The organism is Dyadobacter diqingensis (assembly GCF_024220585.1).
Lineage (GTDB): Bacteria > Bacteroidota > Bacteroidia > Cytophagales > Spirosomataceae > Dyadobacter > Dyadobacter diqingensis.
The window spans coordinates 525,065-536,800 of the sequence record NZ_JAMXKF010000003.1 but is presented as its reverse complement, the minus strand read 5'-3'; the positions used below and the strand labels follow the sequence as shown (position 1 = coordinate 536,800).

At 43.6% G+C, this 11,736-nt stretch carries 12 protein-coding genes; 9 read left to right on the top strand and 3 right to left on the bottom strand.

What is annotated here, in order from left to right; translation table 11 throughout:
- The first annotated feature begins 2 nt into the window (after positions 1–2).
- Together M1L62_RS11455 and M1L62_RS11450 are read left to right on the top strand one after the other, a co-directional pair.
- A complete protein-coding gene (locus tag M1L62_RS11455; RefSeq protein WP_254413169.1) occupies positions 3–1,868 on the top strand; it encodes a TonB family protein in 1,866 nt (621 codons plus the stop codon).
- Positions 1,869–2,014: 146 nt separating this feature from the next.
- The gene (locus M1L62_RS11450) at positions 2,015–3,046 is read left to right on the top strand and encodes a Gfo/Idh/MocA family protein (RefSeq protein ID WP_254413168.1); all 1,032 of its coding nucleotides are present in this window, start codon (positions 2,015–2,017) and stop codon (positions 3,044–3,046) included.
- 134 nt (positions 3,047–3,180) lie between these two features.
- Here the strand turns inward: M1L62_RS11450 and M1L62_RS11445 are convergent, their stop codons facing one another.
- From M1L62_RS11445 to M1L62_RS11435, 3 genes are all read right to left on the bottom strand, one after another.
- Entirely contained in the window at positions 3,181–3,573 is a 393-nt protein-coding gene (locus M1L62_RS11445; protein WP_254413167.1) for an ExbD/TolR family protein, read from the bottom strand.
- A 37-nt stretch (positions 3,574–3,610) separates the two neighbouring features.
- A complete protein-coding gene (locus M1L62_RS11440) occupies positions 3,611–4,291 on the bottom strand; it encodes a MotA/TolQ/ExbB proton channel family protein (RefSeq protein ID WP_254413166.1) in 681 nt (226 codons plus the stop codon).
- Positions 4,292–4,410: 119 nt separating this feature from the next.
- Positions 4,411–4,569 (bottom strand): hypothetical protein, encoded by a 159-nt coding sequence (locus tag M1L62_RS11435; RefSeq protein WP_254413165.1) that lies wholly within the window; start codon positions 4,567–4,569, stop codon positions 4,411–4,413.
- Between the two features lie 189 nt (positions 4,570–4,758).
- Between M1L62_RS11435 and M1L62_RS11430 the strand changes: the two genes are divergently transcribed.
- The 7 genes from M1L62_RS11430 to ffh all read left to right on the top strand — a co-directional run bounded on the left by M1L62_RS11430 (position 4,759) and on the right by ffh (position 11,735).
- Positions 4,759–5,241, top strand: a complete 483-nt coding sequence (locus M1L62_RS11430; protein WP_254413164.1) for a hypothetical protein — start codon at positions 4,759–4,761, stop codon at positions 5,239–5,241.
- The gene (locus tag M1L62_RS11425) at positions 5,238–5,888 is read left to right on the top strand and encodes a hypothetical protein (RefSeq protein ID WP_254413163.1); all 651 of its coding nucleotides are present in this window, start codon (positions 5,238–5,240) and stop codon (positions 5,886–5,888) included. Before M1L62_RS11430 ends, M1L62_RS11425 begins: the two co-directional genes overlap by 4 nt.
- Positions 5,889–5,993: 105 nt before the next feature.
- Positions 5,994–6,383: a hypothetical protein gene (locus M1L62_RS11420; protein ID WP_254413162.1), complete on the top strand. Its 390-nt coding sequence runs from the start codon at positions 5,994–5,996 to the stop codon at positions 6,381–6,383.
- Positions 6,384–6,476: 93 nt separating this feature from the next.
- A complete protein-coding gene (locus tag M1L62_RS11415; protein WP_254413161.1) occupies positions 6,477–6,863 on the top strand; it encodes a hypothetical protein in 387 nt (128 codons plus the stop codon).
- A gap of 139 nt (positions 6,864–7,002) precedes the next feature.
- Positions 7,003–9,339 carry a TonB-dependent receptor gene (locus M1L62_RS11410; protein WP_254413160.1) on the top strand — a complete coding sequence of 779 codons (2,337 nt, stop codon included), beginning with the start codon at positions 7,003–7,005 and terminating at the stop codon, positions 9,337–9,339.
- Positions 9,340–9,465: 126 nt separating this feature from the next.
- Positions 9,466–10,278 (top strand): mechanosensitive ion channel family protein, encoded by an 813-nt coding sequence (locus M1L62_RS11405; RefSeq protein ID WP_254413159.1) that lies wholly within the window; start codon positions 9,466–9,468, stop codon positions 10,276–10,278.
- Between the two features lie 134 nt (positions 10,279–10,412).
- Positions 10,413–11,735 (top strand): signal recognition particle protein, encoded by a 1,323-nt coding sequence (gene ffh, locus M1L62_RS11400; RefSeq protein ID WP_254413158.1) that lies wholly within the window; start codon positions 10,413–10,415, stop codon positions 11,733–11,735.
- The last annotated feature ends 1 nt before the right edge of the window (position 11,736 follow it).

The window sequence follows — 11,736 nt, the reverse complement described above, 5'->3', positions numbered from 1 at the left end:
ATATGGAAGCGCTGTTATATCTTGGAAAAGTGAACGTTTGCTGGATATTATTTTACGCCTGTTACTGGCTGCTTTTCCGTAAACATACATTTTTCGTTTGGAACCGCGCATACCTTATCGGCACACTACTTATTTCGTTTGTTTTGCCATGGGTTCATATGCCGGAATCCGAGCAGATCCTCCCTTCGACTGTTTTATATTCAGTCGAAATGAACGCAACAATTCCCTCGATAATCATTCCGATGCAATCGGAGCAGCAAATTTTTGACTGGATCTTGTTACTATGGTTAATCCCTGCGTTTGGAGCAATCTATATGCTAAAACGGCTTACGAATAGTTTTACAGATTTGTTAAAAATTATCAGACAAGGAGAAGCTGTTGCACTTCCGGATTGCACATTGATATTACTTCCTCACGACAAAATCGGATCTTTCTCCTTTTTGAAATGGCTGGTCATTAACAATTCTGACTATCAGCGCCATCCCGACCCGATTATCCGCCATGAGATGGTTCATATCCGTCAGTGGCATTCGCTGGATATTTTACTGATTGAAGTGCTAAAAGTGGCGTTTTGGTTTAATCCTGTTTTATGGTTTTACAAACACTCGATGCAGGAAATACACGAATTCCTGGCCGATGAACAAGCCCCCGACCGGGATCATTATGCACGGTTTCTGGTTACGTATTCCTTATCTGCCCCGGTTGCCGCACTCACCAATCATTTTTTCAATTCATCCATTCTTAAAAACCGAATCAAGATGATCTATAAAAACCGTAATTCGAAGTGGTCGCTGGGAAAATATCTGGTGATTGCCCCGGTAGTTTTTTTAGCGCTGACACTCACCGCAGCCCGGGAAAAAATATTTGAAGAATCAGAAAATGCAAAGATCCCAGCGGTCAAAACCAATGCTCGGGATACAGAAAACAAGAAACCTTTTCTCGCTACCGAAACGGTTCCGGTCATTCAGAATCAGGACATGATCACTATTGAAGGCGATGTAACCCGCGAGTCGGGAGCAGGAATTTCCGGTGCCAATGTTTTTATCAACGAAACCACTACCGGCACCACAACGGACCCGGTAGGCCATTTCAAACTGGCAGATATCCCTGTGGGAAGCATACTCACAGTACGGTATGTGGGTTATGATACACAAACTTTTGCCGTTGAAATAGGCAAGAAAAATTACGCAGTCAAACTTAAAAAAGCGGTCAATGAATTAAGCGGACCGACTTTTACGGCTTATCAGGACATAGAAAAAATTAAGGAACAGCGGGAAAAGCAAAAGGAAACTTCACAGGCACTGGCAACAATTCCCGAACGGCAGCCGGAATTCCCGGGCGGACATGAAGAAATGCTGAAATACATCCAGAGTAATATCAAATATCCAGAGGAAGCCATGGGTGTAACAGTAGATGGAATCGCGCTGGTATCCTTTACGGTCAACAGCAACGGTAACATTCGTCAGCCCAAAGTCGTGAAAGAAATCGGTTACGGTATCGATGAAGAAGCGATTCGTGTTGTGCTGAATATGCCCCGGTGGGAACCTGCCAGGCAAAATGGCAAAGCGGTATCCATGGAGTATACTTTATCGATTCATTTCAAAATTGAAAAGGATAAGGGAAAACGGCAGGGTTATAATTACAACAAAGCAGAAATGGACAAAGCAATTGAGCTTAAAAAGAAAGGTTCGATTGCCAGCATGAAGGAAGTCGGCAAATTTTTCTCAAATCAAACAGATTTTTCAGAAGAAGATAAACCAAAGCTGACACAGCCGCGTTACGGTTTAGTGAGCTATCGTTATAGTATTGGCAGAAAACAAACAAAGTTGTACCACTTCCTTTCTGGCAAAGACGGGAACATTAAATAGAAAAATTCAAAATATCCTGCATGTGTAAGTTTTGATGGATGTTATACCAAATGCCGCGGAAAATTTCCTCGCGGCATTTTTTATTCACTTCCGACACAAATCATTTCATTTGAATACTTTTGCAGACAATCTTAAACCATCACTCCATGTCACTCCTTAAAGCCGCTATCATAGGCGGTGGTCACATTGCCGATGACAATCATATTCCGGCTTTAAAAAAATTAGCAGATCAGGTTGAAATTATTGCCGTTTGCGGCCGGGATCTTAGCAAGGCTCGTGCGCTGGCCGACAAACACGCCATTGAATATGCTTTTGACAATACAGAGACCTTGTATCAGTCCTGCCAGCCGGACATTATCGTAAACTGCACGCCCAACAATCTGCATTACGACTATACCATGCAGGCCCTGAAAAATGGCTGCCACGTGTTCTGCGAAAAACCACCGGCCATGACTGCCGCAGAAGCCCGCGAAATGGCTGATCTGGCAAAAGAAAAAGGTAAAATTCTTGCCTATAACTTTCAGCGCCGGCAATCTTCCGAGTATCTGCTTCTGAAAAAATGTTTCGAAGAAGGCCAGCTAGGAGAAGTTTATCATATCAAGGCTAACTACCTGCGCCGGAGAGGAATACCTGGATGGGGAAATTTCACCAATAAAACGATTCAGGGCGGTGGCGCGCTGATAGACCTGGGTGTGCATATCCTCGATCTGGCGCTTGGGATCATGGACTACCAGACACCGGATAAGATCGTAGCCAACACCCATGATTTCATAGGAAAAACCGGTGGCAAAGGTTTAAAAGGTAGCTGGGATGCATCGAAATTTGATGTGGAAGACGGATGTTTTGCTTACTTATCATTTCCGGGCAATAAAAGCATTTCGCTTTCCTGTTCGTTTGCCTTGAATCAAAAAGAAGAAGAAATTATTAATCTGGAAGTTTTCGGGAGCAAGGCAGGAGCTGTTTTAAACCCGTTTTCGCTTCACACAGAAATCGCAGGCGAGCTGGCCGACATCAAGTTTCCTTTTTTAGACGAAACCGATACACAGCTTAAAAACACGACCGCCTTTATCGACGCCATCCTCGGAAGAGAAAGCAATATTTCAACCGCTGAGCAGGGAGCCGTTTTACAGGAAATTATCGAAAAAATATATCAAAGCGCTACAAGCGACAATCAGTGACAGCAACCGATATAACAAAACACCAATAAAAAGTGCCCTGTGAAAATGATGTTCACAGGGCACTTTTCATAAAAGACAAATGATTAAGTCCAGACTTCCGATAGGGGCAATCCCTTCGCCCAAACCTCTCTGCCCTACTTAGCCGTAGCCATCACCATTTTAATATCCTGTTTCGCACCTAATTCAAGGACGTCAACAAGATCCTGTACGGCAAGTTCTTTATCCACCCGTAGCACGATAGTACGCTCTTCCACACCGGCAAAAAGCTCCTGGAGTTTCATTTCCAATTGCTCAAAAGGGACAGGTTCTTTATCGATGTAATAAACCTTTTTGTCATCAACAGACAACGTGATTTGCTTCTTATACATCTGCTGGGTAGCCGACGCCTTGGGCAGCATCAGTTTAATCACGTTCGGATTTGACATCGTGGAGATGATCAAAAAGAACAGCAGAAGAAAAAACATAATATCGTTGAGCGAGCTCGTAAAAACCTCTGGGGCAAACCGACTCTTTCGACGTATTTTCATTGAAATAAATTTAAAAAGTAAGACTAAAAGTGACTGATTACTTCGAAGAAACTGGTTTCTGAAGAACGTCCAGAAAGTCTGAAGCTGCCATCTGAAGTCTCAAAGCAAAACGGTCAATTTTCATATTCAGGATGTGATAACCTGCATAGGCGATCAAACCGATGATCAAACCGGAACCCGAAGTGATCATTTTTTCATACATACCACCCGCAATCGTACTGATGTTAAAGTCGTTAGACAAAGAAATATCGTAGAAAATCTTGATAATACCGGAAATCGTACCTACGAAACCAAGCATCGGCGCAATACCTGCGATCACCCCAAGATATGGCAGGTTACCTTCCATACGCTGAATCTCGATCTGGCTTGCGTTCTCAATGCTTGTTTCAATATCTTTGATCGGGTAACCGATACGGCCAATAGCACGCTCAAAAATACGTCCCGCTGCGTTATGCTGATTGCGGCAAAGCGACTCGGCTGATTTCAGATTACCCTGCTGAATAAAATCTTTAACATTATCCACAAACTGGCTTTCAATTTTCCCGTTTGATCCAATTCCCAGCCAGCGCTCAATAATCAGAAACAAAGTTGCCAAAAATAGTATCCCAAGCGGGAACATTACCCATCCCCCTTTTGCAAGAAGGTCAATAACAGAGAGCCCTTGAGCAGCGGCAGGTGCGGCCAAAGTAGAGTCAGTAAGTGCTTGTAGAAGCATCATATTAATGGTAAAAAGTGAATGTTTAAGCTTTTGTATTTGAGGTCAGGTCGGTAAAAAACAACCTTGACAATAAACGGAGCAAATAGCACCTTATTGTTTAAAGGGCAAAGATAGAAAAATTACTCTTCGGGAGTAGTCCATCCTTCGTTTACATTGTCAGTTCCATCGTATAAATCCGACAATTGTAAAATAGCGTCGATCGAACGGATTTTTTCTTTGATCCGGTTACGATTTGGCGTAGCCCCTGCTATCATGAAAATTCCCCCGAAAATATTCACTTTTATAATCAGCCTTAACCTCCATCTGAAGATATTTCTCTTCCGAATAAGTAGTTTGCGCAACAGCTGACATTCTTAGAGATATTGTTTTAACAAAAATAGCAAAATCTGTATGGAATCATAAAAACGGGGACAACCATTTCAGCAATTCTGTTGTCCTTTGGAAAGTAAGTACTTAACGACCCTACGATGAAAAACCCTTTACCTCTATTATTACTGATTTTGATTTTATATGGGTGTCTCGACTGCGGCCCGCAAAAAGAACTGACTGTTGGTATAAACTTCAACAGGGGAAAGGATACGCTCCAATTGAAGAAGATAGAGGCTATTGGTGCGCAGGATCAGCAAATTTTCAAAAAACAGGTTGAGGATTTCAATACCTCCAAACCGTTTCCCGACCTTAGTTTGCCAATCTCATTGAATGCAGATAGCACGACCTACGTTTTCGAATTTGATAACCGCGTTGATACCCTTACCCTTTTCTACCAGCGGGACTTTCACTACAAAAACAACTGCGGGTTTGTCACGGACACGAAACGTCCTTTACGGCCATATCCAAGCAAGTCAACCTTTCAGGAGGTTGACGTCAATTATGAATCCTACATCAAGTACAAGGTGACGCTTACCGGCGGTTATGGCGGTGGTGGAATCACAGTACATATAACGCCATGAAACGCCTGATCTTGCTTGTTGTCATGAACCTGGTATGGGTCCGTGGTAACGCCCAGAAAATATACTCGACTCCGGTTTACCTGGGACTGGATGTGGTAAAAGGGATTCCTTCCTATGTTTTTCCTGATAAATATTTTATCAGGAATACGATGATTATTGAGCCCTATGTCCGGTTCAATACCCAAAAGCCACGAAGAAGTATACTGATCGGCGCGGGTTACGCCAGTGGCTACTCAAAGGCGGATACTTCAAGGCAAATCAGCAACCAGAAATTTAGTGGTGTTTATTTTAAAGTTGGTTTCGAGAAAAAGAATATAAGAATGCCCATGAGCATCGGCATTGGCCCAATTCTTTCCATCGCCGGTTTCAAAGCAAATTATCAGTTTAAAGGCCCGACTTTCGGCGATTACAAAGCGACCTTTCGTGATAATAAAAACCTGGCTATTGGTGCAGAGGGTTATATGACGTATGATCTGCCACTCAGTGAAAAGTTTTCGCTCCGTTTTTTGGGAAGGGCTGTGGTTGCGGCGCGCACCGGCGGCACAATATCGCCGGATTATTATCCTGGTATTGGATACACAAGGGATTTACAGAAATTTTTGTTTTCCGGTGGTTTCACGACGCAATTGTTTTTCAGGTGTAAATAACAGCCTGGCTATAAATTTTAGTTTAAAAATCACTTTCTGGATACTGCTAACTACCTTTGCACCAAAATACATTCAACGGATGTTCGCAGAGCATCGTGATCAATTGTGAAAGGTCCTAAGAAACAATGGATATCGCTTGGCTTGTTGGGCCTCATGCTTATAAAAGTGTGGGTGATACCGCTATTGTATCTGGACTTTGAAATTCGCCGGGACTACATCGTTAAAAATCTTTGCGTAAACCGCAACCGTCCGCAAATGCATTGCGACGGGAAATGTTATCTGGCCAAGAAAATGGCTGCGCTGGAAGAACAGGAAAAGCGCCAGGCAGAACGCGATTATATGTCTCAAATACTGGATCACGTACTGGACTTTCAGGTGCAAGTCGCGATACCACCGCAAATTTCTTATAAAGTACACTCCCCTCTTTCTTTCAATTACGTTTCTCCCCCTTCTGCGCGTGTTTCCGCAGACGATATTTTCCATCCTCCGGCATAAGCCCTCTCTTTATTTCACCGTATCAAGAAGCGCATTCTGACTGCATTTTACGCAGACAGGCGACTACTGTTCATGCTGTTTTCAATTTTATCCATGCGTTCGTTTATAACATCCATCTTGTTATTTGCAATCATGCTACCCACCATCAGTCCGTGGGGAACGATCGCCTATTTCCATTTGAACCGGGACTATATCGCCCGCGTCTTATGCGAAAACCGGGATAAACCACAGCTGCACTGCGACGGAAAATGTTATCTGGCAAAACAATTAAAACAGCAACAGGACAAACAGGATAAGGAAACCACAGCACGGGTGCAGAATTCTCCTGTATTGCAGCTCTTCACCCAGCCTGTATTTACTTTTGATTTTCTGCAATCGGGATCACTTTCTGGCGACGATCAGAAGATCGATTTCTATTATAATCTGCTTCAATACACGGCCCCATGTTTGGGTATCTTGCAGCCTCCCAAAATATACTGAGTTAGTTATTCATCATTTTTTTATACAAAAACAGCGGGTCTATTACCCATGTTTTATCATGATATGTCAGGGATAGCCTTCACTGCAAGCGCATCACCGACGTATCCAACCTGACTAATTCGTATTAAATTCCCCGGGAATGAAACAGAAATTATTTTCACTCATCATATTTTTCTTCGTTACGCTAAACGCTTTTGCCCAAACCATTCACGGAAAAGTGTTTGATGCACAAACCAAAGAGCCGGTCATTGGCGCCACTATTTTAACGGCCGCTGGCGGAACAACAACCGATAATACCGGAAACTTCTCAGTACGGAACACAGACAAAAACGGCTCGGTCAAAATATCGAGTATTGGTTATACTACCCTGGAAGTGATGCCGAAGGAAAACGGGTCGCTGCGCATTGCACTGGAACCTGCTATTGAAAACCTGCAATCGCTGATTGTAACGGGTAATCGTGAAGCAAGTTTACGGACGGAATCACCCATCGCGATTTCAAAACTTTCGCCGCGGATGATTGAGGAAGCCAAGGCAACGGCCATGGTCGAACTGATCAACAAAGTACCCGGTGTCATGATGGTTAACCTGGGCAATGAGCAACATTCCATGGCCATCCGCCAGCCGTTTACCACCAACGCTTATTTTCTTTACATGGAAGATGGCATCCCGATCCGTCCTATGGGCGTTTTTAATCATAACTCGATTCTGGAATTCAACCAGTTTGCGATCAGTTCCATCGAAGTTGTGAAGGGCCCGGTTTCTTCTATTTATGGACCGGAAGCAGTGGGTGGCGCAATAAATTACATCACCCAGCGCCCCACTTCGGTGCCCACGGCCAAAATCGGGATACAGGCCGATCAGTGGGGTTATAAAAGATTACAATATGGAGCCGGAGGCACAGTCGGTAAATTTGGAGTGTATGTTGGTGGGTTTACATCGAAACAAACCAATAGCTGGATGAAAAACTCTGACTATGACAAAAATTCGCTGAATGCCCGGCTGGAATACCAGTTCACACCGTCAACCCGGTTGATTTATACATTTGCTTACAGCCATTACGATTCACAGACCGGCGGAAGCGTGGATAGTACAGCGTTTTTTTCACGCCAATATGTAAGCACAACGGATTTCACCTACCGGAAATCAAATTCCCTGCGGACCCGGTTAACGTTTGAAAAAGACTGGAATAATGGTTCTCAATCATTTATTACGGCTTTTGCAAGAAAAAATGAGCACGGTCAAAATCCAAGTTACGGTATCAAATGGACAACCGGCCAGGAAACAGCCAAGGGTGAAATCAATTCAAGCAATTTTAAAAGTATCGGGTTAATAGCGCAGCATAGCCAGCGTTTTAATTTCCTCAACGCCAAACTTATTGCAGGAACCGTGCTGGATTTTTCTCCTTCCACCTACTGGTCCTATCAGATCGACCTGGCAGCGCAATTGCGGGCAGACAAAAAATCGGTTGAAAAATATACCATTGTAAAAGAGCGTCCGGATATCAGAAATTCGGATTATGAGGCCGACATTAAAAACTCGGCACTTTATGCACAGTATGATTTCGAGCCGATACCAAAATTGAGGATCTCAGCCGGCATCCGTTACGACCGTATGGCCTTTGACTATACCAACTATCTCGATAATACTTCCGGCAACAAATCTTACAGTCAGTTTACGCCGAAAATCGGGGCTACATATGACCTGGGCAAAGGAAAAGGTATTTATGCCAATTACTCCCGTGGATTTTCACCGCCCGGCCTGACTTCCATTTTCCGCAAACGGACCACGCCGCTTCCAAACGGAGACTTGTTTTACTATAACCTCCAGCCGGCTCAGTTCAACAACGCCGAAATTGGTGGCTGGATGTCCATGTTAGAAAACAAGGTGTATCTGGACCTGGCATTTTATCAGATGAACGGACGCAATGAATTGCTGAATGTTCGTTTGCCCGACAATTCCTATGACTATCAATCTGCCGGAAAAACACTTCACCGCGGTGTTGAATTTGGTCTTACCTATAAGCCGACAAAGGAATTTTTCTTCCGTTTTGGCGGCACAACGGCCATTCACCGCTATGAAGAATTTACTTTGAGCAACCGTGAGGCTGATGCAGTAAAAAATGTAAACGGCAATGATATGCCCTCGTCTCCGCGATGGCTGTGGAACTCCGAGTTCAGTTACTACCCTGACTGGTTCAAAAACTTCCGTACTTCCATTGAGTGGCAGCATGTAGCCGGTTATTATCAAAATCAGGTAAATACCGTCCGTGCCGATGGCTACAATGTCCTCAATTTCCGTGTGGGTTATCAGTGGAAAGGCATTGAGTTGTTTACCAATATTCTCAATCTGACGGATGTTTTGTATGCTACCAACGCAACCAGAGGCAATAACAGCACCGATCGCACAACTTACAATGCAGCCGCTCCAAGGACTTTTGTGATGGGCATCCAGTATAATTTTAACGGAAAAAGATAATACTTATCAAATCAGTTACCGGCTCGGGCGGTAAATTTATTTTTTGAGGACACCAGTGACTTATTAATGCACTATTTGTCTAAATTTAGAAAGTCAACTCATTATACGTTCACTAATCTCAAAATTATGAATTACGACCTTATCAAAGCTCAAATCATTGCCACGGCATCAGAGTACGGCGGAAAAATTTTGCTTGCGATTCTCGTGCTTATTATCGGTAGAATAGTCATCGGAAAAATCACTTCGATGGTTAGTTCCTTGATGGACAGACGGCACGTAGACCGTGATGTTCAGCCGTTTTTGAATTCGCTGCTGAGCGTCATGCTCAATGTAATGCTCCTGTTGAGTATTGCAGGAATTTTGGGTATCCAGACAACCTCTTTCGTGGCTGTTTTGGGTGCCGCCAGTTTAGCCGTTGGTTTTGCTTTGCAGGGCAGTCTTGCCAATTTTGCAGGTGGTGTGTTGATTCTTATTTTTAAACCTTACCGTGTCGGTGATCTGATCAGTGCGCAGGGATTCACCGGCGTTGTGGAAGCTATCCAGATTTTCAATACAATTCTGGTAACGGTGGATAACAAAACGATTATCTTACCAAACGGCGCACTTTCTACCGCACCGATTACCAATATTTCAGGTAAAGGAAAAATTCGTGTGGATATGGTGTTTGCAGCCGGCAGCCAGAATGGTGTTGACGCGATCCGTGCCTCCATCAGAAAAGTAACAGATGCTTGTCCGACTGCTTTGAAAGATGTTGAACATGACATCCTGGTTACAAAATTGACTGAAAACGCAATTTTCTTTGATGTGCGTGTATGGACACTCAGTGAAAATTTCTGGGATACTTATTATTACGTAAATGAAGGCATCAGCAAACAATATGCGCTCGACGGAATTAGTGCTCCTAAGCCGGCTGAGCTAAGTGTTGCCCTGAAACAGTAATATTTTCATCAAATACATCGTTAAAAATCGAATAAAATGAAGGAGTATGGGAATCAACTTTCCTGTACTCCTTATTTTATTTATACCTTTGTGCATTATTTCAATTCAAGTTCCGATCTCATCCATACCAATTTATGTTTGAAAACTTACAGGATAAGCTAAACAATGCCTTTCGTACTTTAAAAGGGAAGGATCGCATTTCCGATATAAACGTTGCCGCTACTACAAAAGAGGTTCGTAAAGCGTTGGTTGACGCCGACGTAAACTTTAAAGTTGCCAAAGAAATTACAGACCGGATCAGGGAAAAAGCACTTGACCGTAAAATATTAATATCTGTTGAACCGGGGCAGATGTTCGTCAAAATTGTTCAGGAAGAATTAACTGAACTGATGGGCGGCCAGGCCGAAGGAATCAATATCAAGGGAGACCCTGCGGTTATTCTGATTGCCGGTTTACAGGGTTCGGGTAAAACTACCTTTTCGGGTAAGTTATCCCAGTTGTTGAAAAAACAAGGCAGACAAGTTCTTCTGGTAGCCTGCGACGTTTACCGTCCGGCTGCGATTGACCAGCTGAAAGTGCTTGGAGAGCAGGTTGGTGTTGAAGTTTATTCAGAACCTGAAAATAAAAGTGCTGTTGCCATCGCTACCAACGCGGTTGCACATGCAAGAAAAGTAGGTAAAAAGATCGTCATCGTCGATACCGCCGGTCGTTTGGCTGTGGATGAAGTGATGATGCAGGAGGTTGAGGATATCAAATCCGCTGTAAAACCTTCTGAAATCCTTTTCGTTGTGGACTCCATGACCGGGCAGGATGCTGTGAATACGGCAAAAACCTTCAACGAGCGCTTGAATTTTGATGGCGTTGTACTTACCAAATTAGATGGTGATGCCCGTGGTGGAGCTGCCCTTTCAATCCGCCAGATTGTTGATAAGCCTATCAAGTACATCAGTACAGGGGAAAAAATGGAAGCACTTGACTCCTTCTATCCTGACCGTATGGCGAGCAGGATTCTTGGGATGGGTGATGTTATTTCTTTGGTCGAACGTGCACAGCAGGCCTTTGACGAGGACGAAGCCAAAAGAATTAACGCTAAAATGCGTCAGAACAAGTTTGATTTTGACGACTTTTTGGGCCAGCTTCAGCAAATCAAAAAAATGGGTAATGTGAAAGATCTGATCGGTATGATCCCGGGTATGGGAAGTGCCATGAAAGATGTGAACATTGACAACGAGTCTTTCAAACCGATCGAGGCGATCATCCAGTCGATGACCAAGAAAGAACGTGAAAACCCGGATATTATCGACGGAAGCCGTAAAAAGCGTATTGCTACGGGTAGCGGAACTTCGATTTTGCAGGTGAATAACCTTCTTAAGCAATTTGATGAAATGCGTAAGATGATGAAGAAAATGAACACAATGCAGGCAGCAGGAAAAATGAGCAAGGCACTACGCCGCTAGT

Bases quoted from the DNA above. Each gene is read 5' to 3' on its own strand.
- M1L62_RS11410 (WP_254413160.1), top strand. From the start codon at position 7,003: ATGAAACAGAAATTATTTTCACTCATCATATTTTTCTTCGTTACGCTA.
- M1L62_RS11415 (WP_254413161.1), top strand. From the start codon at position 6,477: ATGCGTTCGTTTATAACATCCATCTTGTTATTTGCAATCATGCTACCC.
- M1L62_RS11445 (WP_254413167.1), bottom strand. From the start codon at position 3,573: ATGAAAATACGTCGAAAGAGTCGGTTTGCCCCAGAGGTTTTTACGAGC.
- M1L62_RS11455 (WP_254413169.1), top strand. From the start codon at position 3: ATGGAAGCGCTGTTATATCTTGGAAAAGTGAACGTTTGCTGGATATTA.
- M1L62_RS11405 (WP_254413159.1), top strand. From the start codon at position 9,466: ATGAATTACGACCTTATCAAAGCTCAAATCATTGCCACGGCATCAGAG.
- M1L62_RS11430 (WP_254413164.1), top strand. From the start codon at position 4,759: ATGAAAAACCCTTTACCTCTATTATTACTGATTTTGATTTTATATGGG.
- ffh (WP_254413158.1), top strand. From the start codon at position 10,413: ATGTTTGAAAACTTACAGGATAAGCTAAACAATGCCTTTCGTACTTTA.
- M1L62_RS11440 (WP_254413166.1), bottom strand. From the start codon at position 4,291: ATGATGCTTCTACAAGCACTTACTGACTCTACTTTGGCCGCACCTGCC.
- M1L62_RS11425 (WP_254413163.1), top strand. From the start codon at position 5,238: ATGAAACGCCTGATCTTGCTTGTTGTCATGAACCTGGTATGGGTCCGT.
- M1L62_RS11450 (WP_254413168.1), top strand. From the start codon at position 2,015: ATGTCACTCCTTAAAGCCGCTATCATAGGCGGTGGTCACATTGCCGAT.